This window comes from Bacillus marasmi, from assembly GCF_902168435.1.
Classification (GTDB): domain Bacteria; phylum Bacillota; class Bacilli; order Bacillales; family Cytobacillaceae; genus Bacillus_BU; species Bacillus_BU marasmi.
Genome location: NZ_LR656168.1, coordinates 140,699 through 167,319, shown reverse-complemented (window position 1 = coordinate 167,319; position 26,621 = coordinate 140,699). Strand labels below are relative to the sequence as shown.

Genomic DNA, 26,621 nt, shown 5'->3' with positions numbered 1-26,621 from the left:
TTTATTTTAATAAAATAATAATTTGACTATATGCACAATAAAGAAATTTTATGCCCCGTTGGAAATCCATCATCACTAGAATGTTTCGGGTTTTATTTTTATGAAAATGATATAATACGGGATAATGAACAATAAAAGGACGGAATAGACCTGTGTGGCAAGAAAACATTAAAATAAATGGCCCGTACAATTTTGATGAAGTTATTAGACGGCAAACATTTGACCCATTACATGTTTTATCGCTAAATGAACGATGGGTAAAGGTCCCGTTATGGATTGATGGAACCCCTACCGCTGTTAAGGTTCAGGCAACTGGAACAACGGAGTCTCCAAGCTTTGCGGTTAGCGGAAGTAAGCAGGTGGCCCACAAAAAGGCCATCGACAAGCTGACGGAGATTTTTCAATGGAATATTCCGTTGAATTCAGTTATTGAACATTTTAAAAAAACAAATCTAAAAGAGTTGTTTAACGAGCATTATGGTGCACCGCTTGTATTGGAGTTTGACCCATACGGCTGTCTCCTCAAATGCATCATTCATCAGCAGCTTAACATGGCATTCGCTCACACGTTATCGACTAGATTCGTCCATACCTTTGGTAAGGAAGTCGACGGCGTTTGGTTTTATCCGCGTCCGGAAATTGTTGCGAAAATCAAGATAGACCAACTTCGTGAACTTCAATTCAGCACACGTAAAGCGGAATATGTAATCGGTGTCGGCAAGGCGATCGTTGAAGGTCAGCTGGATTTGGAAAAATTAAAACATATGACGGATGAAGAAGTTCTGCAGAACATGATAAAACTCCGTGGGGTTGGACCATGGACAGTGCAAAACTTCCTGCTGTTTGGACTTGGTCGACCAAACTTGTTCCCGATTGCTGATATTGGCATTCAAAACGCAATCAAAAAGCTGTTCGAAATGGACCGGAAGCCTACCATTGAAGAAATGGAGCATTACAAGAAAGATTGGGACCCGTACTTAAGCTACGCCTCACTATATTTATGGCGCAGTATTGAATAATTGGAGTGAAAAATTATGCAAAAACAAGAAACTGTAAAAATTACCCCGGGACAAACCTTCCCGTTAACAATCAAGCGACTCGGAATCAATGGCGAAGGTGTAGGCTACTTCAAACGTCAGGTCGTGTTTGTACCTGGTGCTTTGCCAGGAGAAGAGGTTGTGGTCGAGGCAACTACGATTAACCCTAAGTTCGCAGAGGGGAAAATCAAAAAGATACGAAAGCCTTCACCGCATCGTGTTCAGCCGCTTTGTCCGGTTTATGACCAGTGCGGGGGCTGTCAGCTGCAGCATTTAGCCTATGATCAGCAGCTTAAGGAAAAGCGCGACATTGTCATTCAATCATTGGAGCGGCATACGAAATTACCAGTAGCGCAGCTTGATATTCGCCCGACAATCGGCATGGACAACCCATGGGGCTACCGGAACAAAAGTCAGTTCCAGGTGGGATTGAATGCAACAGGCAAGGTGCTTGCTGGTTTGTACGGCATGAACTCGCATCAGCTCATCGATATTCAACAATGCGCTGTGCAGCATCCGCAAACGAATAAGGCAACAGAAACTGTCAGAAAAATTTTACAGGATCTTCAAATTCCTATTTATAATGAAAAGAAACGTAAAGGTGTCGTTAGAACGATCGTTTCAAGAGTTGGAGTTCAATCGGGTCAGCTGCAAATCGTGTTAATCACAGCACAACAGGAGCTACCGAAAAGAGATTATATCGTCGAAAGAATTTTAGATGCACTTCCTGATGTTAAGTCGATTATGCAAAATATTAACGGGGCAAAGACTTCACTTATTTTTGGAGAAGAAACGGTTGCACTAGAGGGAGAAGAGTTCATTCAAGATACTCTTGGAGATTTGTCGTTCGAGCTATCAGCACGGACATTTTTCCAACTAAACCCGGAACAAACAGTAAAGCTCTATGATGAGGTTAAAAAAGCGGCAGCACTGACTGGAGTCGAAAAAGTGGTCGACGCCTATTGCGGAGTCGGAACAATCGGCTTATGGCTCGCTGACAAAGCTGGTGAAATTCGCGGCATGGATATCATCCCTGAAGCAATCGATGATGCGAAGAAAAACGCTAAGCGCCACAGTTTCACCAACACAAAATATGTCCCAGGCAAAGCTGAAGAAGTCCTCCCAAAATGGACGAAAAAAGGCTGGAAACCAGATTGTATAGTCGTCGACCCACCAAGAACTGGCCTAGACAATCAGCTCCTAAACACAATTCTTCAGGTTGAGCCGAAGACGGTTATTTATGTGTCCTGTAATCCTTCAACCTTAGCAAAGGATATTCAGGTGTTGAGTACAAAGTTTACAGTAGATTACATTCAACCAGTTGATATGTTTCCGCAAACAAGCCATGTTGAGTGCGTATCGAAGCTAATTTTGAAATAATCTGTGAGCATTATTCAAGCTACGTGGAAAACTTCGCATTGCTACAACTAACAAAATAAAAAAGGTAAAAAAGAGCTTATTAGGGTAAGCTCTTTTTGTTATTGACCTTTAAAAATATTTATCAACTCTTTATTCAATAATCTGGCCAGATTGTGTAGGACATGGATCTGGAATCATGAGGATCGTTCTTATTGCTTGGGGGATTTAGGTAATGTTAAGGGCCCGAACTGATGAATAGAGGGAAAAATTCCGCTTAATTCTTAAATTGCATTAAAAATTGCTTGAATAGAGGGAGAAATTCCGCTTATTGAATCGAAAGACGTGAAAATGGAGGATTATTCTTTACATAACGGGAAAAATTCCCCTTATTTACCCCCAAAATGAGTGCCATTCTGCATTTAGCGGGAAAAACTCCCCTTATTTCGCTTCAGCAAATTACTTAATTAAGGACAAGACTTCTTAATTAAATGGGGGTTTATGAGAATGTAGAGAATCAACTAATTCAAATAAGTCAACAAGTTCCAATGAGTTCGAATGGCGCTGAAAATATTTCTAGCGTTGATACAGATATATTTTTACATCGCAGAGAAAAAGTAGTATCTGCTTAAGCTTGGCTCCCTTCGCTCAGTATTAATAATTATGGTAAGGAAAATTCATTTTTTCATTTTTTCTCTTAGCCGAATAGAACTCACGATAGTGCAGATTCTATAAAGGCTTGACCATAACTATTAGACGGAGGGGGATTTTTTTATGGCAGATTTTTTCGGACTATTTGGTGATGACAAATCACAAAACAATGATAATGCAAATACTCAAATGAACGATACAGCTTCCAATACACAGAGCAGTCAAAATGATGGCAAATTGGAACTTCATAAGGAAGAGCTTGATATTACAAAAAACACCGTCAATGCAGGTGAGGTTGTTCTTTCCAAAGAAATAGTGGAGGAGCAAAAGACCGTTGAGGTTCCAGTGATGCATGAGGAAGTGGTCATTACCAGAAGGCCGGTTAATGACCAGTCAAGTACCGCTGCGATTAGCAGTGATGAATCGATTCACATTCCTGTTAGTCAAGAACAAGTAGATGCACACAAACACACTGTTACAACGGAAGAAATTTCAGCTTCTAAACGCCAGGTTTCAGAGACTCAGCAAATCGAAGAAACACTGAGACGGGAGGAAGCGAAAGTGGATACAACTGGTGGTGTCGATATTGTTTCCGATGGAACTGATCCTAGTAATATTAACAGCTAATTGAAGTCTGGCCTCACCTCCATGGTGGGGTCAGATCCTTTAAATTGGAGGGATAGACATTGAAGGATGAAACACAAGATGTGACATTCCAGCTACATAAAGAAAAGCTTGATATTACCAAGGAACGCGTTGAGACTGCTGATGTTAAGGTTTATAAAAATACATATCAAGAAGTGAAGCAAATTTTGGTACCGGTTATCCATGAAGAACTAGTTGTCGAAAAAAAAGGACTCACTTCAGCTTATTCGGACGTTGAGGTGACCCGAATCCCTCTGAGTGAGGAACGAGTGGAAGTTACTCTTCACCCTACTGTGTTGAATAATATTTCAGTTGATACCCAGCAAGTTGAAGAGGTAATAAAGGTAAGTGACACATTAAAGGAAGAAAAACTTCATATTGATACGATAGGTGATATTAATGTAGAGGTAGTCGACTCACCTACTGATGTGTAAAAAAGAAAAACTAAGTTGTGTTAGAAGAGGATCCAACCACTAAAGCATGTATTTACGAGATGAATATAAAAATGGAATGCAACGTATAAACCAGCCGTGGTTGGCTCTTACTATATTCCCGTCTATCGATTAATTTTCCAAAAATCCTCTTCTTGGACATTCATAGCCCCAGTCATAAAATTTTTACGTAAATCGGGATACTTCATACTTAAATTGTTTACAAGTTCTTTCATTTCCTCGCGTTTAGTATTTTTATTAGCGGGACAAGGATTATGAATGACAGGGATGTTTTTTGATTTAACAAATTGTTTGATTGTCTTTTCTTCGATAGCCAGCATTGGACGGATTAAGGTAATGTTAGAACGGTCCATATGAGTCATTGGCTTAAAAACACCTAATTTACCTCCATATATAAGGTTCATCAAAAAGGTCTCAATCCCATCATCTAAATGGTGCCCATAAGCCAATTTATTACAATTTAATGAGGCTGCGTATTCAAAAAGGATTCCTCTCCTTAAGTTTGCGCATAAGGAACACGGGTTTTTTTCTTGCTTATACTCAAAAACAATTTGACTAATGTTTGTTTCTTTTAAGTAAAGCTCATGTCCAAGCTCTTCAACAAATGTTTTTAATGGCGAGATGTCAAAATCCTTAAATCCTAGTGAAAGTGAGATAGGAATTAACTCAAAATCAAATGGAAGCTGTCGTCTTAGAAGGGTCAATAAATATAGCAGGGTTGAACTATCTTTTCCACCTGATAATCCTATCGCAACTCTATCACCATCTTCTATCATTTTGTATTGTAATATTGTTTTCTTTATGGGGGTTAATAGTCGTTTTTTATCAGAATTGGATAATGGTAAAATCATAATTTCTACTCCTAGAATTTTTTGTGAATATAATTGAAGATGAACTGTCGATAGCATTATAATTGATGTTTAATATAGCCTCTAGCCATTTATAAGTAGTATAGTTTTGAAAGTTGATAAGAAAGAACAACATAAAGCTCACTGCATTATACAATTTAGGAATCCCACCAGCAATACCAAAAATAAACATGGCTGATGGAATAAACTCAATTATTTTAACATCAAGTTTTAAGCAGTAGAATAAGAAATAAGCTTTATAGAAGGAGAAGATAGCGTTGAATACTCATTCTGAAAACTTAAAGGTAGATTGTGCTGAGAATTGTGGGAACTCACCAAAAAAAGAGCTGCTTAGGGATATCAATATAGCTTTTGCCAAAAATCAAATAGACTTCTGTATGGATTTTATGAAGGATGATGTGGTCTGGGATATTATCGGTGATAAGTTAATTCGGGGAAAAAGCGCTGTTGAGAAAGCGATGAAGGAAATGAATGATAAAAACGTTCAACAACTAACCATTCATAACATCATCACCCATGGAAATTCAGGTTCTGTAAATGGTACTTTAATACTAAAAGATGAACAAAAGTTTGCTTTTTGTGATGTCTATAAATTCGCTGGATTTGGTAAAAATTCAAAAATTAATGCAATTACTACATACGTTATTAAAACATCATAACCAGGTTATAGTGTGCTGGAGGTTAAAGGTACTTAATAAAAAAAACCGGCAAATTCATGACCTTATGGAAAAGATTATGAACTTGCCGGCATTCATTAGTGACTAATCTATTCACCTTTTAACTAATTGCATTCCAGAAAAATAAAAAGATCAAAACGCACCCCCAAGCGTTGCCTGTATATTCTTTAACAATCAGCATCCCGTAGATAATAATAAAAATGGACACTGCTTCTGCTAGCGCACTTGGAGTAACTCCTACCATCCCGTGAATTAGCAGACAAAATATCCCACTGGTAATTGCACCCCAGTTAAGCCAAACACTTTTAGTAGGGTAACGTTGATTAATTTTATCGCTAATAACTACATAGTTGAATCCTTCAAAAAAGCCCCAAGTAAGCGCGATAATACATATACCTATAATACCGGTTGGGAACCCGACCTCAAGCAAATCTTTCGTAAAAAGGACAGTATGAAATGGCATATAGGTACTGATTTCCCCAGTCGTAAATTCAAAAATGATGTACGGTAGAAGCACTAATATAGAAAGAAGAATCGTTTTAGCAAGATTTTTCTTTGTAAGCCCGAATTTTAGGAAGCTTTCCTTCCTGTATAAAGCAACTGCAGTAATCCCCAAACCGGTGAGGCCGAACTGAAACATAGCCATAAATAGCGTTCGCAATAATAGAGGTTTTTCAGGATTTTTAGCAAAAGTCATGATTGGCGAGTTGAAAATCATTACAATGGTCAAAGTGACGAGTGTGATGCCAACAATGATGGACAAATCTTTACCCGCTGCTTTTTGCTCAAAGGATAAATTAGAGTTTGCCACAACATTCTCCCCCATTTAAATGTAATCTATTGACAGTTTAATTATATTCCTTTGTTATTTTTGAAGAAATACACAATGGAAACTCTATTCGAGTAGTATGGAGAAATCTTTATGTAATTTTAGATATTTAATTCTAAGGCATGTTACAGTAAGGTTAGAAAATAATATTTTTTGAAAAAGAAACTAATATAATCATGAGTTTTGACTGCAAGACTAGAGGAGGGAATAAAATGGACACAAAAGAGTTAAGTGATATGAGATTAAAACAGGTTGCTGTTACGAATGGGCTTATGCTTGGAGGTATTATCATCCTTTTCTTTATAACAAAAATTTTTACGATTCCATTTGCAAACTTCTTCTTAGTTCTAGGGATTTTAGTTCTTTTTCAAGGTGTTTTTGGCCTAATAAGGGGTAACTCAACGAATTCACTTATACCGATTTTTGAAAAAGTAGCAATCTATGAAAAACAAAAAATGGGAAGTGAATGGTACAAACAAAGAAAATCGGGCTATATTATGAATTTATTATTTAGTGGTCTAATGTTTTTACAATTTTACTGGAATCGTCATTCACCAGATAATATTTTGGAAATAGAGCCTGTGTTTATGTTCATCATGACAATAATCATTTTAGTTATCATAAATACTAATTTAATTATTCATTTTAGAAAAGTTGATCGATCTACCTCGGAAACAGATTTGAAAGGCTATACTTGGCGGTCGAATCTTATTGCTGTTGCTATTGGTATTGCGTTCGGTCTAATCATGTTTGTAATCACTATTTACTATATAATTTCAGGATAATAGAACTAACGTTGGTTTGAACAATGTGAATTGAGGAAAAAATGGTGTTGTAATATTAATTTTAATCATATAAAGGGGAATGATATATGTCTAAAAACCATAAACAAGAGTTAACAACAGAGCACCGTGAAGAATTATACAAAACATTGAAGACTCGTTTTGAGAAAAATATGAATCGCCATGAGGGAATTGAATGGTCGAGCGTCCATGCGAAGCTTGTTGCTGCGCCTGATAAAGTTTGGTCGCTTAATGAAATGGAAAGAACTCTCGGTGAACCTGATGTTGTAGGATATGATGAAGAGAAGGATGAATACATTTTCTATGATTGTTCAGCGGAAAGTCCTAAAGGACGCAGAAGTGTATGTTACGATCATGAAGCGCTTGAATCTAGGAAACAGCACAAACCAGAAAACAGTGCCATTGGGATGGCAGCTGACATGGGGATTGAAATATTAACGGAAGAACAATATCGAGAGCTACAGAAACTGGGCAAATTTGATAATAAAACCTCGAGTTGGGTGGAAACGCCTGCTGAGATTAGAAAACTAGGCGGGGCCATCTTTTGTGACCGGCGCTATGACTCTATCTTTATGTACCATAACGGAGCAGAATCCTACTATGCTGCTAGGGGTTTCCGAGGCTTATTAAGGGTTTAAAAAATTTACACATGTCTGGATTTTTCGAAACAAAAAAATTTTGAAATTTACCCAGTAATAAAGGAAGAAGAATGACAACAATTAAAACCTACATAAATGAGTGGCAGCAAGCGCTGCAGCTTGAGATTAATCACTTGAAGAAGTTTGGTGGTAGTCGATATACAATAACAAATGGAAGGCTGCTATCAAACGATGGTTCGTATAGTTATTATTTTGATACACCATTCCCTTTGAGGATACCGGTTGGTTCCGCAATAAAATTGGAATGGGGAACGATGAAAACAAGTGGTAAAGTTCTATCTTCAGAGGGCGCGGGAATGATCTTAGCAATAGAGCGAAACTTTGGTGATTCCTTGTCGGAGGCGTATTTGCTTCATGATCCTTGGGAGCTGCTTGAACAATTAATCTTGCGGTTGGATGAAATCAAAAAAACGAAGCAAAAGCGACTTAGAGTTAAGAGATTGATGAATCCGTCGAATGAAACCAAGCATCCCGTAGAGAAGATAAAGGGCAATGTCCACGAATTGCTTTTGCGCTCCAAATATAATCCAGTCACATTTGTTTGGGGCCCACCAGGAACAGGAAAAACTTACACGTTAGCACGGACGGCAGCTAATCATTATTTAAAGAAGAAAAAGGTATTGATATTATCGCATAGCAACCAAGCTGTCGATGTGTTGATGGATGAACTGACTGAGTTTATTAAAAAGAAAGACCGATTTATTGAAGGAGATGTGCTCCGCTATGGCGGAAACTACGGAGAAACCGTGGCAAACCACCATGAAATCACCACAAATTTACTTATTGAAAAGCAAGATCCGCTCCTGGCTCACGATCGAGAGAGACTGGTGAAGGAAAGGCGTTCGTTAAAGCAAGATTTATCTCATTCTTTCAGTAAGCGAGATTCTGATCAATTGCTAGAACTAGAAACGAAGATTGCCAGGGTTTTGGATAAAATTAGGAAAAAAGAAGTTCAATTAGTAAAAGAGGCTTTTATAGTTGGCTCGACACTAGCAAAGGCAGCTAGTGATAGTGCGATATATGAACTGGATTATGACGTCGTTATTCTAGATGAAGCTAGTATGGCCTATGTTCCGCAAGTTGCTTTTGCTGCGAGCTTAGGCAAGCGAATCATAATATGTGGAGATTTTAAACAATTGCCACCGATTGCGACGAGTCGCAACCCGCTAGTAGCTAAGTGGCTGAAGGAGGATGTATTCCATCATGCTGGAGTGGTGGATTCGCTAAATCAAGGAAACCTTCACCCCCAGCTTTTTTTATTAAAAGAACAGCGAAGAATGCATCCTGATATTTCGGCTTTTACCAATCGGTATATCTATCAAAATCTAGTAGGAAATCACGAAAGTGTTTATAAAAATAGAAATAAAATCGTAAGTCGTGCTCCTTTTAAAGAGCAAGCAGTAGTTCTTTTGGACACAAGTTTTACAGGCTTACATTGTGTCAACGATAAAGCAACGAACTCAAGATTTAATCTTTGGCAACTATTGCAATCTTTTCAATTAATCCATGAGGCTAACCTTGATGGGGCAAAATCAATTGGATATGTGACGCCCTACCGTGCTCAGGCGAATTTGATGGAGCTGCTGTTGGGGGAGATTTACGAAGAAGAGTGCTCCAAAGGAGATATTGTCGCAGCTACTGTTCACCGATTTCAGGGAAGCGAACGGGATGTAATCATCTTTGATACGGTTGATAGTTTCCCGCAGGAGCGGGCTGGTATGCTGTTAACTGGTAAGGATAGTGAGCGACTGATTAATGTTGCGATTACGAGGACGAAGGGGAAATTTCTTCACGTCAGCAACAGAAGCTTTATCGAAAAGCACGTTTATCAAGGAAAAACATTGCGCCAACTCGTTGACCATCAAGTCTTGCACAAACAGACGGTCACTACAAAAGAAATTGGTTCGTGGATTCGGAATCAGCATCCGAGATTAAGGTGGTTTCATGCACGGAAATTATCAGCAGTTTTTCATGACATGCAATCAGCGAAATCATCGATTGTCATCTCCAAACCGGAGGGAATCATCCTAAATGAAGAATGGAATCAGCAGTTACTAAACAGAGGAAAGAAAGCCAAATTGACGATTATTTCTAAGAAAGAATGTAGCTTAGCTGATGTCTGGAAGGAAGCTGAGTTTCCGTTCCCTTTTGTAATGTTGGATGAGAAGGTATTGTGGCTAGGGATTCCGCTTGAAGGTGCGAAAGGCATCCAACCCCCATATGTAGCGGTTAGATTGAACTCTAGCAAGGTTTGTGAATACTTGTTTTCTAATAGCTAAAAAGAGGTGCGTTTTATGACTGGACCAAACAAGAATAAGCTATATCCGAACGATAATATTAAAACAGTATGTTTTATAAGTAACCTTCCGAAGCGCTCCAATGTTGAGATTGGAGAGTATACATACTATAGTGATAATCAAAAATCTCCGGAGAAGTTTTTTGATAGCATTAAACACCACTATGAATTCCTAGGCGATAAGCTCATTATTGGGAAGTTCTGTGCAATTGCGGAGGGCGTTAAATTCATCATGAACGGTGCAAACCACAGAATGGACGGAATCACAACCTATCCATTTAATATTTTTGCTGGTGGTTGGGAAAAGGTCACGCCTACAGTCGAACAGCTACCGTTTAAGGGTGATACGGTGATTGGCAATGATGTTTGGATAGGCGAATACGTAACGATTATGCCAGGAATAAAAATTGGTGACGGAGCGATCATTGCAGCTAACTCAACAGTCGTTAAAAATGTTGAACCTTATACTATTTATGGCGGTAACCCTGCGAAGTTTATCAAGAAACGCTTTAGCGATGAAATGATTGAATTGTTACAGAGGCTTCAATGGTGGAATTGGGATGAGCAAAAGATATTTAACAATCTTGAACTATTAGTCTCCGCCCATGATATTGCGACAGTTAAGAGCTTATTGGAGAATTAATATGATAATTAGCGTACTTTAAGGTTATTTATTGTTTAAAAGTTCAATCTAAGGATTGGGCTTTTTATTATGCAGAATAATGGTAATTTCGTAAACAAACCACTAGGGCAGTCATGGTGCCTAGAAACTTAATGATATAATGTTGGTATAATTATCTAATGGTAAGTTCAAACAGGAGCTTTAGCTTTTTACCATGTGATTTTTGTTTTTTATTAGTAACTTTAGCATAGGAAGGGACATGTCTTATGACATTTTTACAAGTAAAAGGCGTATCTAAACGTTATCATATGGGAGACAATGTGATTACCGCAAATGAGGACATCAGTTTTGATATTGAAAAAGGAGAATTGGTTGTCATACTTGGTCCAAGTGGAGCAGGGAAATCAACAGTATTAAACATTCTCGGTGGAATGGATCAGTCAGACGAAGGCGAAATATTGATTGATGGACAGGATATTGCTAAATACAATGAACGTCAATTAACTCAGTATCGAAGAACTGAGGTTGGCTTTGTTTTTCAATTTTATAATTTGGTTCCTAATTTGACGGCGAAGGAAAATGTTGAATTAGCCTCACAAGTTTCGCCTAACTCTCTAGATGTTGTGACAACGCTTGAACAGGTGGGGCTAGGTAATCGCATGGATAATTTTCCGGCACAATTATCTGGTGGAGAACAACAAAGAGTTGCAATTGCAAGGGCACTGGCGAAAAATCCTAAGCTATTATTATGTGATGAACCTACAGGGGCTTTAGATTACACAACTGGTAAACAAGTGTTGAAATTACTACAAGATACTTCACGGCGTACTGGCACTACAGTGATTATCATTACGCACAATGCAGCACTAGCTCCAATGGCAGACAAAGTGATTAAAATCAATGATGCAAAGGTTCGCTCAATTGAACTAAACTCTAATCCACTATCGATTGATTTGATCGAATGGTAAGCAGGTGGGAGATATGAAAAATGTCTATCTTAAATCGTCGTTTCGGGAAATAAAAAGTTCAAAAGGGAAATTTATTTCGATTATTATCATTATCCTTCTAGGGACTTTAATTTTTGTGGGAGTCAGGTCAACGGGACCAGATTTGAGTAACTCAGCTAGCACCTACGTTAACAAGTATGACTTATATGATTTGCAAATTGTATCCACGATGGGACTAACAGAAGATGATTTGCAAGTTTTGAAAGAAGAAAAAGGTTTAGTCGTGGAGGCTGGGTTTCAAGCTACTCTTGAAAAAAATAAAGATGAAATTCTACAAATTCTCTCCTTTTCAAAGGATTCCGATTTGAATAAGCTGAGAGTCGTTGAGGGCAAACTTCCTGATTCTACAAATGAAATCGTACTAGATGTAAAAGCCAAAGAACTTGGCTACAAATTGGGAGATACATATAAACTCAATTCACCATCGATTAAAGATAAGTCGTTTAAAATTGTTGGTTTTGCTTATTCTCCTCTATACATAAGTAAATCTGATCGTGGAAGCACGAATAACGGTAGTGGAAATATCAGTTATTTTGGGTATTTACCTGAAGAAAATTTCTATCAAGAGGTCTATAGCCAGTTGTTTATCAAGTTTTCTAATACAGACAATTTAGTGGCAAATAGCAGTGAATACTCTAATGTTTTAGACGAGAATGTAATAAAAATAGAGAAGCTCTTTGCGAGTAGACCACAAGAACGGTTAAATGAAATTCAATCAAATACAACAGAAACTATTAATACTAACTTGCAAGAAATTACCGTTGCTAAAGAACAGATTGAAGCAGCAAAAATGCATCCAGGTGTTGACCTAACAACATTGAATGAGGAAATATCAAAGTTAGACAGCGTAGAAAATGAACTGGAAACTCAATTATCAGAAGTGGAATTGATGGAAAAACCTGTATATTACTTTAATACACGTTCTTCGATTCCAGGCTATCAGGATTATTTTGATAGCGCCACAAGCATTGCTGCGATTGCAAGCGTTTTTCCAGCTTTCTTTTTATTCATAGCAGTATTAGTAACATTTACAACGATGTCACGAATGGTAGAAGAAAACCGTGGCGAAATTGGTACGCTAAAAGCGCTTGGGTATTCTAAAGTAGAAATTGCTCAGAAATATATCATTTACACGCTGTTGGCAGGACTTTTAGGTGTTGGTTTAGGCACCATTATTGGAACTAAAACTCTTCCGCCATTTATTTTCAATATCCTAAAAGACTATAATATTCCAACGTTTGTTGGCGAATATCATTGGAATTATATCATTCCAGCACTTATCGCAGGTTTATTTGCGACATTAGGGTCGGCATTATATGTATTATGGAAAGATCTAAGAGAGAAACCAGCAATGCTGATGAGACCGAGAGCACCTAAGTCAGGTAAGCGAATTTTTCTTGAGCGGATTTCTCCTATTTGGAGGAGAATAAGCTTCAACCAAAAGGTGAGTTATCGTAATCTATTTCGATATAAATCTCGAATGATTATGGCGATAGTGGGGATTGCTGGGTGTACCGGCCTGATTTTGGCTGGATATGGGATAAAAAACTCTACCGATGACTTGAAGCCTAAGCAGTTTAACGAGATTCTTCATTATCAAGCCATCGTAACGATGGATCAGGTTAAAACACTGACTAATCATTCTCTAATTAAGGATGACATGAACGCTATTGTTGAGTCATTAAGTGTGGAAAATGAAAAAAGCGTCTCCCAAACGGTCAGTATGATATCACCAAGTGATGTGAACAACTTTAATCAATATGTGACATTGCGTGATGTTAATAATGATGGCATGGAATTTACGCTACCTAAGTCGGGAGTTGTCATAACAGAGAAATTAGCAGATGACATGAATGTTGAAACTGGTGATACTCTGTACATTAAAAGAGGAAATAAAAAAATAAAATTTACTATAAAAGCCATTGCTAAAAACTATTTAGGACACTTTATTTATATTACTCCAAGCTATTATGAGGAGCTTTTCGAAGAAGGTTTTAATCCAACATCAGTTTTAATAAAAACGGAAAAAATGTCAGCCGCAGAACAAAAAAGTTTAACCTCAAGTTTGCTAGAAAATGATGAGGTGAAAAATGTTAGCTTCTTCGAAGAAAGTGGAGGAGTTGAGCAATTCGGTTCATTAAATTCTGTAGTAATCATCTTGATTGTATTATCGGGTGCTCTAGCTTTGGTGGTATTGTACAATTTAACCAATATCAACATATCGGAACGAATTCGAGAATTATCAACGATTAAAGTGTTAGGCTTTTATAACAAAGAAGTAACTGCGTATGTAATGCGCGAAAATATTTTACTCTCTGTAATGGGGATTTTTGTAGGATTTTTTGTTGGCACCTATTTACACAGGTTTATTTTAACAACCGCAGAGAGTGGAAATATTGTCTTCCCGCTAGAGATTCACTTGGAAAGTTTTGTTTATTCAGGGATTATCACAATGGTGTTCAACCTTTTAGTAATAGCGATTGCTCATTTCAAGTTAAAACATATTAATATGATAGATGCGCTTAAGTCGAATGAATAGAACAGAGAGGAAAATACACATGGAAATGATTTTTACTGCACCAACAGCGCAGGAATACATAGCTTTACGAGCAAGAACGGGTATGTCTCAAAAAGCTATTAACAATAGCGAAATCGCCTTGAGGAATTCACTTTTCAGTGTATCTTTATGGGAGAAGGAAAAGCTGATTGGATTTGGAAGGGTTGTAGGGGATCGAGGAATAACCTTTATTGTGTCTGATATTATGGTAGATCCGAACTATCAAAGGCAGGGATTTGGAAAGCTGATTATGAAAGAGATTGATAGGTATCTGGAAGAGAATACAGATGATTCTGCCTATGTGTGCCTTATTGCCGATAAACCAGCAGATAAGCTTTATTCTCAATTTGGTTTTGTGCATACTGAGCCTAATTCTTGTGGGATGAAAAGAATAAAATCATAAATAATGATAATTTAAAGGGGCGATTGAAAAAGTTTCCATTTTCAATCGCCCCTTTTATTTATCAAACCTTTTAGGCTTCTACAATTTGTGGTTGTTGGTACACTTCAGCTTCCAATTCGCCTGTTAATCTACTTGTAATTACCCCAGAAGTCATCGCTCCGCTAACGTTTAAAGCTGTACGGCCCATGTCGATTAAAGGTTCAACAGAGATAAGTAATCCGACAATAGCAACTGGTAGGTTCATGACAGATAAGACGATCAGAGCAGCAAATGTTGCACCGCCACCGACACCGGCAACACCGAATGAACTTATCGTTACTACAAGAATAAGCGTTGCGATAAAAGATGGACTAGTTGGGTCAATCCCCGCAGCTGGTGCGACCATTACGGCTAACATCGCTGGATAAATACCCGCACATCCATTTTGACCAATGGTTAATCCGAAGGATCCCGCAAAGTTTGCAATTCCTTCCGACACCCCAAAATCCTTTGTTTGCGTTTTAATAGTTAAAGGCAAAGTGCCGGCACTTGAGCGAGAAGTAAACGCAAACGTTAAAGTCGGCAAACCTTTTTTAACAAAATTCATTGGGCTTAATTTTACCAATGAAATTAATAATAATTGAACAATAAACATGGCGATTAGCGCAACATAAGAGGCAATGACAAACTTTCCTAGCTTCGCAATCGCTTCATAGTTACTAGTTGCGGCAACTTTTGTAATGATTGCTAAGATTCCGTATGGTGTTAAACGGAGAATAAGCGTAACTACTCTCATCGTAATCGAGTATAAAGTATCGATGATTTTTGCGAAAAGTTCTGCATGTTCAGGTTCCTTGCGTTTTACTCCAAGGTAGGCAATACCAATAAAGGCTGCAAAAATAACGACTGCGATGGTAGAAGTCGGACGAGCACCTGTTAAATCAGCAAATGGATTACCAGGAAACATTTGCAGAATTTGTTGTGGAACCGTCATACTTTCAACTGTAACAAGTCTTTCTTCAAGCTCGACATTCCGAGCATTTTCGGCATCTCCAGCAGTGATTTGAATGCCATCAAGATCAAATCCTAATGAAGCTCCAATTCCGATTGCTGCAGAAATCGCTGTTGTTCCAAGTAAGATACCGATAACAAGAAAACTAATTTTTCCGATGTTTTTTGTCAGTTTTAACTTTGTAAAAGCACCAACAATGGAGATGAAGACTAGGGGCATAACAATCATTTGCAATAGTTTTACATAACCTGAGCCAACGATGCTAAACCAATCCATTGTTCCTGTTGTAACTTCAGATGAAGTTCCATAAATAAGATTAATAATGAATCCAAATACTAAACCTATACCTAATGCGGTGAAAACACGTTTTGAAAAAGAAACATGCTTATTTTGCATCATGAACAAACCAAACATTAATAATAATATGATTGCAACATTCAAGATGATGAGAATGGTGTTCATTTTATCCCTCTATTCATTTTTTATTATGTTGAAATATTAATATAATTAATCTTATTAGTCAAGTCGGATTAAAATGTTCGAAATATTCTTCTTCCTTTTATAAACTACCCTAATGTTTTAATGGGAGATAGTAAGTTGGATTTGATACATAGGATTTATTTTTATAATTATGATAAGATTGATATAAGACTTTGCTTGGATATAGTGGCATTGCTTCATTCCTACCGGGAAAATGTAATGTCAATATTTCAGAAAGTCTTATTTTTTTAGAGGAGGAAATAGAAATGAAAGGGTTTACAAAGTGTTGCAAGAGATTCAATCCAAGTTTGGGGGCTATATACTATGAACCATAGTTTCCATCAAAATAAGGAAGAGTTACTAAAACAGTTGGTTTACATTGATGAAAACATTCAAGAGTTAACGGAGCTTTATATTGCATCAACTCCTGTGCAGGAACGGATCAAAAATTTCTATCATTTGTACACCTTAGAGGTGGAAGATCTGCTAAAACAGAATAAAGGAAATAGGTCTGTTCATGATTTTCCAAAGGTATTTATCGGAACAAAGGTGACCGTTTTGTACGAGGACGATGATGAAACAGAGGATTATGTTATTTGTTTTCCTGAGCAATCTAATCCCGATGAAGGATATATTTCATTTTTATCACCAGTAGGCAAACAACTGTTGCTAAGGAAAATTGGAGAAAATATTTCCTTGAAAATTCCTACAGGAAGTGTTTCTGTAACCATAAAGGAAATATCTTTTGGTGGAAGCTTGATGTTTGGACAAAAACAGATTAAAGAAGCATGAACGACGCCATTTTCGGTTTTTTATTAAAATAGGTCAACAACCTTGATGATTGATTATTAGATAATGATTACTCATATTTAAAAGAGCAGGAGATTGCATATTCCTGCTCTTTAACGTTTTTATTCATCTTATCTGTACTGGAATGTAAAATCTCGTTTGTTTTATGATAAGAACAATTTTTCTAATTCTAATGGTTCGATGTACTCTCCGTCTTTATAAGCACGCATATTTCCACCAGAGATTTCATCGATTAAAACGATTTGCTTGTCTACTCCTGCGCGACCAAACTCAAATTTGATGTCGTACAATTCGATGCCCTTTTTAGCAAGTTCCTCTTTAACCACATATCCGATTTGCTGAGTTAATCCCTTTAGCACTTTGTATTCGTCTTTAGATAAGATTCCAAGCATATCTAATGCATCTTCACTAATTGGTGGATCTTCGCGGCCGTCATCTTTTAATGTTACTTCAACGAAAGCATCAAGTGCTTGACCTTCCTCTGCGTATAAGCCATATCTACGTAAAAAGCTTCCTACTGCTCGGTATCTGCAGATTACTTCCAGACCTTTACCAAAAACTTCTGCAGGCGTAACAGTCATCGTCGCATTTTCGATGTCAGCATCAATATAATGAGTTGGAATTCCTTTTGCTTTTAATACTTCAAAAAAGAATTTGGTTAGTTTTAACCCTGCACGACCGGCACCTTCCAATGTAAGACCAACTGTATTAGCTCCAGGATCAAAAACACCGTCCACTCCTGTTACATCATCTTTAAACTTTAGTAAATAATTGCCATCTTCCAATGAATAAACATCTTTTGTTTTACCTGAGTACTTCAGATTCATTTGAAAAACTCCTTTAATAAATATGTATTTTATCCAAGTTAAATAATAATTGCCTCAATAATTATAATAGTATAAAAAATTCAATAAACAAACTGGTAGTAAAACAAATTAAGTAGTTTTATTTTTTAAAAATTTTTGAATATTTTTTAAAAAATCACAATATCTTTCGTTTTTGATATTTTTTTTAGTATATAATTTGGATAATATAGGGATTGATGCAAAAAAACGGGGGATTAAAGCATTGAAATCTAACAATATATTAATAATATTGGTGCTTGCAACTGTAATTGGAGCTTTTATGGTAGGGTGCCAGTCTGCTGATAGTTTCGAAAAGAGTTTAAATGAAGGAATCCAAGAGGCTCAAAACGGCGAAAAGCCCTCGGAAGTTAGTGCGACGCAAGTAAAGGATGCAGCTTCTTCTGAAGAAATACCAGCGACATCATCAAAACATGATTCATCTACCGAACTAAGCGTAATCGAAGAATCAGAATTAATTGCGTTTTGGACACTTGGAATTGAAAGTGAAGAATATCGAGGATTAAACTTGATGGGATTTGGCCATATGATGAGTTATGCTATCGATGATATTTTCTATTCTGGCACATGGTCCTTTGATTCAATTAACAAGCAAATTATTTTGAACGTCGAGCGAGCCAAAAATGAAGAAAATTCAATAGAAGATTATCCGGAAAGCTTAACTTTTGAAATTGTTTCACTTTCAAACGGTATCTTAACGGTGGACCAGAATGGGAAAATCCTCAAATTCCAAAAAATATCTGAAATTGAATGACAAGAAGGAATTCATACATTTTGTATGGATTCTTTTTTTGTCCTTTTAGTATATGACTGCTTTACTAGGCGATTTTGAAATTCTATGATTAATTATTTTTGCTTGATGTACATCAATTCTTATTTTTAAGAATGACTTTAAAATAAAAATATAAATCAAAAGGAGGAAATATACGATGACAAAAGCGGTATTCCAATTAGAGCCATTAACATGTCCATCATGTATTAAGAAAATAGAAACAGCCCTTAATAAAATGGTAGGGGTAGAGATTGCTAAAGTAATGTTCAACTCTAGTAAAGTAAAAACAGAGTTTGATGGTAATCAAGTGACTGCAAGCCTGCTAGAGGAAACGATTGAAAGATTAGGCTATCAGGTATTATCCGCTAAAGTTATATAAAAGCAAATCCATTAAGAAGGTGGAGTGAAAATTGATTAAGATTAATAAATATAAAAACCATATCACTGCCATCGCATTTCTATTAATAGTGCTTGGATTGGTGGCAGGTGTGATGGAGTTTGGCAGTATTAGAAATATTTTGCTAGTCCTTGCCACAATTCTTGCTGGAATACCAATTGCCATTAAAGCATTCCAATCGTTAAGAATGAAAATGTTTAGCATTGAATTATTGGTGATAATTGCCGTAATTGGAGCGCTATTTATCCATGAATATGTTGAATCATCAGTTGTAACGTTTTTGTTCTTATTTGGTGATTTTCTAGAAGCCCGTACATTAGCGAAAACACGTTCATCCTTAAAGCAATTAGTCGATATGGCTCCACAGGAAGCGATTGTGATTCGTAATGGAAACCGTATCACTGTGCCTGTTGAGGAGGTTGATAGAGGGGAACGAGTGATTATTCAATCTGGTGGGAAGGTTCCGGTTGACGGAATGATTTTATCAGGAAATGCTTCGTTAATCGAGGCTGCAGTAACAGGTGAAGCCGTTCCTGTAATGAAACAAGTGGACGACAAAGTCTTTAGTGGAACGATTGTTGATAATGGGTTTATTGAAATCGTTGCTGAAAAGGTTGGAGATGATACAACCTTTGCCAAAATTATTGAATTAGTGGAAGAGGCTCAGGAGTCAAAATCTAAAACAGAAAAGTTCCTTAATAAGTTCTCCAACTACTACACGCCAGCTGTCGTTATTTTCGCAATAGCAGTCCTTGCATTTACACGTGACTTTCATGTGGCAATCACTTTCCTAGTCATTGCTTGTCCTGGTGCGTTAGTCATTGGCGCTCCCGTATCCAATGTAGCGGGTATTGGAAATGGTGCAAAAAATGGTGTGTTGGTTAAAGGTGGAGAGGTAATGGACAAATTCTCCAAGGTAGATACACTTGTGTTTGATAAAACCGGAACTTTAACAAAGGGTAAACCTGAGGTAACGGATATTAAAATCTTTGGAGATTTTGAAGAGAATGAATTGCTCCGGATGGTAGCACAGGCTGAGGCTATTTCAGAACATCATTTAGGACAAACAATCGTGAAAGAGGCAAAGGCGCGTAACTTGAATGTGATGGGTGAGCTTGAAGCTGGTGAGGTGCTTAAAGGACATGGAATTCGAGTTGAGCTTGAAGGCCGAGTCATTATCGCTGGAAACCGTAAATTGTTGTCACTAGAAAAAATAGATTTTCCTAATGAGGTAGATCGTTATGCTGAGCTCCGTGAGAAGACAGGCAATACTGCAATCTTTGCAGCTACAGATGGAAAAGTGGCCGGAATTATTTCGATCGCCGATCAAATTCGTGAAGATGCCCCAAGAGCATTAGCCGAAATGCGGAAAAATGGTATTAAGAACATCATTATGTTGACTGGAGATAATCAACATACCGCTGCATTAGTCGCCAATCAATTAGGTTTAGATGGATTTTATGCGGAGTTACTACCAGAGGATAAAGTGAATTATGTGAAAAAATTAAAAGAACAAGGTCACGTGGTAGCAATGGCCGGCGACGGAATTAACGATGCGCCTGCTATTGCAACAGCCGATATTGGATTAGCTATGGGTGAAGGTGGAACGGATATTTCAATGGAAACAGCGGATGTCGTTCTGATGGCGGATAAATTAATGCAATTCTCCCATGCGTATTCACTTTCGAAAGCGACTATTCGTAATATGAAAGAAAATACGATGCTTGCAGTTATGACGGTCTTTATTTTACTAATAGGGGTCTTAATGGGTTCTGTTCACTTAGCATCAGGTATGTTTATTCACGAGGCGAGCGTATTGCTGGTTATTGTGAATGCGATGAGATTATTAAGGTATAATCACAAAGGGACTAAAGTAGTAATAGCAGGTACTTAAAAAAGAAATATGGATGTTGGGCCTTTCCTATTGAGAAAGGCTTTTTGTTATTATAGAAAATGGGAAGGAAAAAAGCTATAATAATGAAATTGCATATAACGTTGACAGTGAATTTAGATTAAATGGAGGTTTTATTGACTATGGAAAATAATGATATATTAGTTCGGTTAAGATATGCCTTGGATATAAAAAATTCTGATATGGTTGAGATTTTTAAGCTGGGCGGTATCGAAACAACTAAGGAAGAAGTTTTAGACTTATTAACGAAGACAGTAAATGAAGAAGATGAAAAAGAATACATAAATAAAATAAATAATATAAAGCTTGAAGCATTTTTAAATGGCTTTATTACTTTTAAAAGAGGGAAACAAGAACCTAAGCCAGGGCATGTTGAACCCCAAGTGCAGCCCGGCAAAACAACGGAATGCGTAAATAATATGCTGCTAAAGAAAGTGAAAATTGCTCTAGCTTTAACGAGTGATGATATCCTTGATATTTTACAAGAAGCAGGCGTATCAGTATCAAAAGGTGAATTAAGTGCAATTTTACGGAAAGTTGGACATAAGAATTACAAGGAGTGCGGCGATCGCTACGCCAGAAACTTCTTAAAAGGATTAACGTTGAGATATAGAGGATAATTGGTTACCAACATGATTTGCTTCCTACTAAATCGGAGGTGTAGGGGTGAAAAAACTAATACTATGGCTTACTCTTAGTGTGTTCTTGCTGGGAGTAGGCTATTTTCTTAATCATTTTTATGAGAAGAGAGTAAACCAGCGAATTATCGAAGAAAACATTGTGACGCTTGATGAAGAAACCGTTGCCTTATTTGAAAAAGGCATAATTAAAGGAATCGTTAATCCCAGTGAGGGACAGAGATTTACGATGAAGACTGTAAGAGAAGAGTGGGGGGAACCTGACGATACAGCTGATCATCAGGATTTCCAAATGCATACATATGTTAAAAAGGGGCTAAGAGTCACCTATGATGAAAACATTGAGGATGACAGGATTCATGCCTGTTATGTTGAAATGAAGATGGAACGGAAAGAAATCTTGAAAAGAATGGGAGATCCATACAAGGAAAAAGACGATAATTTAATATTTAAAAAAGGCGACTATGTGATAGAATTTTCCAATTTCCCTAGAGACAGCAAGCAATGGTCGATGTCCCTTCACCCAAACTACTAAACTTGACGAGCATAAAATTCGACAAAATTCGGGTGGTGCCTGTCACCTTATCAATTCCCAATTATATGTTAATATAGTATTAGGGGAGAGGGGATATGTATATGAAAATATTAAGTGCAATTGTGATCATTGTTCTTGCTATTGTTTTGGCAGTGGTTCTTGGAATTGTTGGTTATCTTTTTATTTTGTATCGCAAAACCTATCGAATGGACATCGGGCAACAGCAGCACGCAATTAGAAGGAATTATCCAGTCATAAGTAGAGTTCGCTATTTTATGGAGCAAATTGCCCCTGAAATTAAGCAGTATATATTAGATGAAGATCATGAAGGAAAGCCGTTTTCTCGTCTTGATTTTCAACAAATTGTAAAGCTCGCAAAGTATGGGAAAAATATCATTTCGTTTGGTAGTAAGCGAGATTTTGATCAACCTAATCAATTTTATTTACGAAATGCCTTTTTTGCGAAACAGCTAACTGAGTTGGAAGCAGATAATAGTGAACTGATTCCGACGAATGTGTATGTCGATGCGCCAACTGGAAAGCATAGCAAGCTTACGCAATACCAGGAATTATTTTTCCCGAAAAATGAAAAATTCATAGAAAAAGAGATTAAACCTTGGTTATACAATGATAACGAGGCGGTTGTCATTGGTGAACAGACCTGCCAACATCCGTTTGTGTTGAAAAGTCCACTCGGTATGTCAGGGATGTCTTATGGTGCACTAGGAGAAAATGCGATTGAAGCGCTTGGTTTAGGGTTGAAGGATGCGAAATCGTTTATGAATACTGGTGAGGGTGGAATTTCTCCTTACCATTTAAAAAGCGGCGTCGATATTATCGCTCAAATAGGTCCGGCCAAGTTTGGATTCCGTAATCCAGACGGCTCTTTTTCATGGGATGAATTATATAAGAAGGCCCAAATCCCACAAGTTAGAGCGTTTGAATTAAAATTAGGACAAGGTGCTAAAATTCGGGGTGGGCACTTGGAAGGTTCAAAAGTGACTCCCGTGATTGCAGAAATACGTGGGGTTGAGCCTTGGAAAACGATTAATTCGGCTAACCGATTTGAAGAGTTTAATGATTTTGATTCAATGTTTGATTTTATTGAAAAAATTCGTGAAGTATCCGGCAAACCAGTAGGGATTAAAATGGTAGTTGGCGGTTATGATACTTTCGAAGAGTTTGTGCAATATATGGACTATCATCAGCGTTTTCCAGACTATATTGCAATTGATGGGGGCGAAGGTGGTACGGGTGCGACCTATCAAGCGATGGCCGATTCAGTTGGCTTACCAATTAAGCCTGCTTTGATGATTGCTCAGGAGCTTTTAGTTAGTTATGGAATACGTGATAAACTTAAGGTGTTTGCGAGCGGAAAATTATTCTCACCAGATCGAATCGCGATCGCATTGGCGATGGGGGCAGATGTCGTTGTCATTGCTAGGGGATTAATGATTTCAGCTGGCTGTATAAGTGCTGGAGTCTGCGCGACAGGAAATTGCCCTGTTGGGGTGGCTACTACTAATCCTAAGCTTCAAAAGGCGTTAGTAGTAGAAGAGAAACGATATCGTGTGACGAATTATGTAACAACTTTGCGTGAAGAATTGTTTGCTTTATCGGCTTCGGCAGGGCTGACTTCACCTCGGCAATTGCAGCCGCAGCATGTAGTTTATGTTGATGGAAGCTTCCAAGCTGTGAACCTAGCAGATTTGTCAAAATATGAGTCGAAGAATCAAAAAGTATTCATTTCATAATCAATTTAACAATCAATAACATTCGACAAAATTCGGGCGGTGACAGGCACCTTGAAATCAAAAGGGACGGTAGAGGCTGAAATTAGTAGTGCGATTACGCAGTGGGAGAAGGATTATCTCGGACGTGGATCGCTTTCTGTAAAGACAGATATTTTAAGAGACATGATTATTGTGACATTAAGGGGCATTCTCACACCTGCAGAGTATGCGGTTTGCAGAACAAAGGACGGTATTCTGACGATTAAAAAGGTTCGTTCGGAAATGGTGGAATTAGGGATTGGCGATTTATATAGCATTATATTCAATATTACTAACCAAGAGGTGAAGAGTTTTCATACTGATCTAAGCACAACTACTGGTGAAAGAATAATGATTTTTAAATTATTTAATAACTATCAGAAAAGCTTTTAAATTACTCCTTAAACGTGAACTGTGAACTGTGACAATTATATTAAAGAATTGAAAATCCGTTTGACACATACATCAATAGTACTTATAATCATGAAAATACTAATAGCTTTAACCAATGTCGTCGACAAGGGTAAAAGAGATTAGACCTGCATTATTAAATCAAAAAATCGTTTTGGTTGCTTACGTAAACACTGGATGTGAGTATAGAAGAGACCAACGGTGATGTCAATGTACATCACTGTTGGTCTCTTTTTTTATAAATTTTTACTATTATGAAAATTAATGTGGCAGGAGGATAAATCATTGAATCGATGGTTAGTTGTATTTGGAGCAGTTCTTATTCAAATGAATCTAGGAGCGGTTTATGCTTGGAGTTTGTTTAATCAACCGTTAATCGATAAATTTGGCTGGGAAAGAGAAGAGGTTGTAGTTACATTTTCCCTTACTATTTCAGTATTTGCGTTCGTAACAATTTTCGCGGGGAAACTCCAAGATCGCATCGGGCCTAGGTGGGTAGCGACAATTGGAGGTATCATTCTAGGAATTGGAGTTATGCTGGCAAGTCAAGCAACAACACTTTTTCAGCTGTATTTTTTCTATGGTGTTATTGGTGGAATTGGAATCGGAATGACTTATGTATGTCCACTCTCGGCATGTGTAAAGTGGTTTCCTGATAAAAGAGGTTTTATAAGTGGTATTGCTGTAGCCGGGTTTGGTTTAGGGGGGCTTGTATATAAGCCTGTGATTGGATATTTTATTGAGCAATTTGGTGTATCTTCATCATTTATTTATATTGGTATTCTTTTTATGGTTTTAGTTGTCACAGGGGCACAGCTTTTGAAAAATCCGCCAACAGTAGGACAATTGTCAATTAATCAATCAAATGGTATGGCTGAAGATGAACGTCAATTTACACCTAAACAAATGCTCCGTACGTCCGCATTTTATTTATTGTGGATTATGTTCTTATTTGGCAGTGTGTCTGGATTAATGGTAATAAGTATAGCGGTGAATATTGGTGTAGATGTAGTGAACTTAAGCTTAGAGCAAGCTGGCAATGCGGTAATGGTGATTGCCTTATGTAATGCAGCTGGGAGAATTGTATTAGGAAAAGCTTCTGACACTTTCGGTCGAAAGAATACGTTGCTGATGAGCTATGTTGTAACAGCATTAGTAATGTTTTATATGAGTATGGGAATGATGAACTATCCATTGTTTTTAATGGCTGTTTCCATCATCGGTTTTTGCTTTGGGGGATTTTTGTCCATGTTTCCTTCCATAACAGCTGATTACTATGGAACTAATAATATAGGAAGTAATTATGGCTTCATGTATCAAGCTTATGGACTATCTGCTTTTATTGGGCCGTTAATTGTAAAGGTTCTCCCTTTTTCAAATGCATTTTTGTTAGCAAGTCTTTTATGTGTTATAGCAATCGGACTGGCTAAACTAGTAAAAGTACCAAATAAAACTTCCTGTAAAACGATAATCAATGCTGCATAAAATGCTCAGCTAACAAAATGCCATTCGACAAAATTCGGGTGGTGACAGGCACCGCGTATATGTTTCAAAAATCTTTTCTATAATAGAGAGGTCTTATGTTATTGTTTGTTGAAGCTTAATTATACTTGAATTGTTTTTTACAGGAGGAGGGTTATTATGGGAAGAGTAGTACATTTTGAGATTCATGTTGATGATATGGAGCGCGCGAAGAAGTTTTATGGAGATGTATTTGGGTGGACTTACCAGGATTATTCTGAATATGCTGGAATGTCGTACTTTGGAGCCGTGACCGGCGACGATAATCAAATGGGAATAAATGGTGCGTTGATGAAACGACAGGGTCCACCTCCCGAAGCAAATCAAGGTTTGAATGGTTATGCATGTACAATGGGCGTTGCGGATTATGATACGACAGAAGCGAAAATTCTTGAAAATGGTGGTAAAGTTGCTTTGCCAAAATATGCTCTTCCGGGCATGGCGTGGCAAGGGTACTATTTAGATACTGAAGGGAATATTTTCGGAATTCATCAACCGGACGAAAAAGCTAAATAGAAACTAAATATTGGAAAGAAAGAGTAAAGCTGTCATATTCATGAGACAGCTTTTTTTCCGAAATGAATAATAATTAATCGACAAAATTCGGGTGGTGACAGGCACCTTTTCGGCACCTTTTCTAGAATTGACAGTTTTTT

At 37.4% G+C, this 26,621-nt stretch carries 26 protein-coding genes; 22 read left to right on the top strand and 4 right to left on the bottom strand.

The genetic code is table 11. From position 1 onward, the window contains the following. The first annotated feature begins 152 nt into the window (after nt 1-152). The 4 genes from FXW34_RS08320 to FXW34_RS08305 all read left to right on the top strand — a co-directional run bounded on the left by FXW34_RS08320 (nt 153) and on the right by FXW34_RS08305 (nt 4,123). Nucleotides 153-1,019, top strand: coding sequence for a DNA-3-methyladenine glycosylase family protein (locus FXW34_RS08320; RefSeq protein ID WP_147533512.1), 867 nt, complete (start codon nt 153-155; stop codon nt 1,017-1,019). A gap of 15 nt (nt 1,020-1,034) precedes the next feature. Next, complete coding sequence (rlmD, locus tag FXW34_RS08315; RefSeq protein ID WP_147533511.1) at nt 1,035-2,417, top strand: 23S rRNA (uracil(1939)-C(5))-methyltransferase RlmD; 1,383 nt, start codon at nt 1,035-1,037, stop codon at nt 2,415-2,417. A 750-nt stretch (nt 2,418-3,167) separates the two neighbouring features. After that, complete coding sequence (locus FXW34_RS08310; protein WP_147533510.1) at nt 3,168-3,671, top strand: YsnF/AvaK domain-containing protein; 504 nt, start codon at nt 3,168-3,170, stop codon at nt 3,669-3,671. Between the two features lie 59 nt (nt 3,672-3,730). Then, nucleotides 3,731-4,123: a YsnF/AvaK domain-containing protein gene (locus tag FXW34_RS08305; protein ID WP_147533509.1), complete on the top strand. Its 393-nt coding sequence runs from the start codon at nt 3,731-3,733 to the stop codon at nt 4,121-4,123. 122 nt (nt 4,124-4,245) lie between these two features. Here the strand turns inward: FXW34_RS08305 and FXW34_RS08300 are convergent, their stop codons facing one another. Beyond that, nucleotides 4,246-4,992, bottom strand: coding sequence for a tRNA lysidine(34) synthetase (locus FXW34_RS08300; RefSeq protein WP_147533508.1), 747 nt, complete (start codon nt 4,990-4,992; stop codon nt 4,246-4,248). 275 nt (nt 4,993-5,267) lie between these two features. Here FXW34_RS08300 and FXW34_RS08295 point away from each other — a divergent pair, with 275 nt between their 5' ends. Beyond that, on the top strand, nt 5,268-5,669 hold the full coding sequence (locus tag FXW34_RS08295; RefSeq protein ID WP_147533507.1) for a nuclear transport factor 2 family protein: 402 nt from the start codon (nt 5,268-5,270) through the stop codon (nt 5,667-5,669). Between the two features lie 118 nt (nt 5,670-5,787). Here FXW34_RS08295 and FXW34_RS08290 read toward each other — a convergent pair whose 3' ends face one another. After that, nucleotides 5,788-6,498, bottom strand: a complete 711-nt coding sequence (locus tag FXW34_RS08290) for a hypothetical protein (RefSeq protein WP_222705318.1) — start codon at nt 6,496-6,498, stop codon at nt 5,788-5,790. Nucleotides 6,499-6,728: 230 nt separating this feature from the next. Here FXW34_RS08290 and FXW34_RS08285 point away from each other — a divergent pair, with 230 nt between their 5' ends. The 7 genes from FXW34_RS08285 (at nt 6,729) to FXW34_RS08255 (ending at nt 14,863) form a co-directional block, all read left to right on the top strand. Beyond that, nucleotides 6,729-7,301, top strand: a complete 573-nt coding sequence (locus tag FXW34_RS08285; protein WP_147533506.1) for a hypothetical protein — start codon at nt 6,729-6,731, stop codon at nt 7,299-7,301. Nucleotides 7,302-7,387: 86 nt separating this feature from the next. Then, a complete protein-coding gene (locus FXW34_RS08280) occupies nt 7,388-7,957 on the top strand; it encodes a DUF4256 domain-containing protein (RefSeq protein ID WP_147533505.1) in 570 nt (189 codons plus the stop codon). Between the two features lie 71 nt (nt 7,958-8,028). After that, nucleotides 8,029-10,257 (top strand): AAA domain-containing protein, encoded by a 2,229-nt coding sequence (locus FXW34_RS08275; protein ID WP_147533504.1) that lies wholly within the window; start codon nt 8,029-8,031, stop codon nt 10,255-10,257. A gap of 15 nt (nt 10,258-10,272) precedes the next feature. Next, a complete protein-coding gene (locus FXW34_RS08270) occupies nt 10,273-10,917 on the top strand; it encodes a Vat family streptogramin A O-acetyltransferase (RefSeq protein ID WP_147533503.1) in 645 nt (214 codons plus the stop codon). 245 nt (nt 10,918-11,162) lie between these two features. Then, nucleotides 11,163-11,864 (top strand): ABC transporter ATP-binding protein, encoded by a 702-nt coding sequence (locus FXW34_RS08265; RefSeq protein ID WP_147533502.1) that lies wholly within the window; start codon nt 11,163-11,165, stop codon nt 11,862-11,864. 13 nt (nt 11,865-11,877) lie between these two features. After that, complete coding sequence (locus tag FXW34_RS08260; RefSeq protein WP_147533501.1) at nt 11,878-14,442, top strand: ABC transporter permease; 2,565 nt, start codon at nt 11,878-11,880, stop codon at nt 14,440-14,442. A gap of 19 nt (nt 14,443-14,461) precedes the next feature. Beyond that, nucleotides 14,462-14,863, top strand: a complete 402-nt coding sequence (locus FXW34_RS08255; protein WP_147533500.1) for a GNAT family N-acetyltransferase — start codon at nt 14,462-14,464, stop codon at nt 14,861-14,863. A gap of 70 nt (nt 14,864-14,933) precedes the next feature. Here the strand turns inward: FXW34_RS08255 and FXW34_RS08250 are convergent, their stop codons facing one another. Then, nucleotides 14,934-16,316 carry an L-cystine transporter gene (locus tag FXW34_RS08250; protein WP_147533499.1) on the bottom strand — a complete coding sequence of 461 codons (1,383 nt, stop codon included), beginning with the start codon at nt 16,314-16,316 and terminating at the stop codon, nt 14,934-14,936. 342 nt (nt 16,317-16,658) lie between these two features. Here FXW34_RS08250 and FXW34_RS08245 point away from each other — a divergent pair, with 342 nt between their 5' ends. Then, complete coding sequence (locus tag FXW34_RS08245) at nt 16,659-17,126, top strand: GreA/GreB family elongation factor (protein WP_147533498.1); 468 nt, start codon at nt 16,659-16,661, stop codon at nt 17,124-17,126. A gap of 161 nt (nt 17,127-17,287) precedes the next feature. On the opposite strand, the gene FXW34_RS08240 is transcribed toward FXW34_RS08245, so the two are convergent. Further along, nucleotides 17,288-17,971: a phosphoribosylaminoimidazolesuccinocarboxamide synthase gene (locus FXW34_RS08240; protein WP_147533497.1), complete on the bottom strand. Its 684-nt coding sequence runs from the start codon at nt 17,969-17,971 to the stop codon at nt 17,288-17,290. A gap of 241 nt (nt 17,972-18,212) precedes the next feature. On the opposite strand from FXW34_RS08240, the gene FXW34_RS08235 reads away from it, so the two are divergent. From FXW34_RS08235 to FXW34_RS08195, 9 genes are all read left to right on the top strand, one after another. Then, nucleotides 18,213-18,761 carry a hypothetical protein gene (locus tag FXW34_RS08235; RefSeq protein WP_147533496.1) on the top strand — a complete coding sequence of 183 codons (549 nt, stop codon included), beginning with the start codon at nt 18,213-18,215 and terminating at the stop codon, nt 18,759-18,761. 175 nt (nt 18,762-18,936) lie between these two features. Further along, a complete protein-coding gene (locus FXW34_RS08230; RefSeq protein ID WP_147533495.1) occupies nt 18,937-19,158 on the top strand; it encodes a heavy-metal-associated domain-containing protein in 222 nt (73 codons plus the stop codon). Between the two features lie 40 nt (nt 19,159-19,198). After that, nucleotides 19,199-21,070, top strand: coding sequence for a heavy metal translocating P-type ATPase (locus tag FXW34_RS08225; protein ID WP_425457414.1), 1,872 nt, complete (start codon nt 19,199-19,201; stop codon nt 21,068-21,070). A 134-nt stretch (nt 21,071-21,204) separates the two neighbouring features. Further along, a complete protein-coding gene (locus tag FXW34_RS08220; protein WP_147533494.1) occupies nt 21,205-21,708 on the top strand; it encodes a YehS family protein in 504 nt (167 codons plus the stop codon). Nucleotides 21,709-21,754: 46 nt separating this feature from the next. Then, nucleotides 21,755-22,261, top strand: a complete 507-nt coding sequence (locus FXW34_RS08215; RefSeq protein ID WP_147533493.1) for a hypothetical protein — start codon at nt 21,755-21,757, stop codon at nt 22,259-22,261. Nucleotides 22,262-22,362: 101 nt separating this feature from the next. Further along, nucleotides 22,363-24,015 carry an FMN-binding glutamate synthase family protein gene (locus tag FXW34_RS08210; protein WP_147533492.1) on the top strand — a complete coding sequence of 551 codons (1,653 nt, stop codon included), beginning with the start codon at nt 22,363-22,365 and terminating at the stop codon, nt 24,013-24,015. Nucleotides 24,016-24,066: 51 nt separating this feature from the next. Beyond that, nucleotides 24,067-24,426: a Na-translocating system protein MpsC family protein gene (locus FXW34_RS08205; RefSeq protein ID WP_147533491.1), complete on the top strand. Its 360-nt coding sequence runs from the start codon at nt 24,067-24,069 to the stop codon at nt 24,424-24,426. 303 nt (nt 24,427-24,729) lie between these two features. Beyond that, complete coding sequence (locus FXW34_RS08200) at nt 24,730-25,929, top strand: L-lactate MFS transporter (RefSeq protein ID WP_147533490.1); 1,200 nt, start codon at nt 24,730-24,732, stop codon at nt 25,927-25,929. A gap of 156 nt (nt 25,930-26,085) precedes the next feature. Next, nucleotides 26,086-26,481: a VOC family protein gene (locus FXW34_RS08195; protein ID WP_147533489.1), complete on the top strand. Its 396-nt coding sequence runs from the start codon at nt 26,086-26,088 to the stop codon at nt 26,479-26,481. Nucleotides 26,482-26,621: the final 140 nt, after the last annotated feature.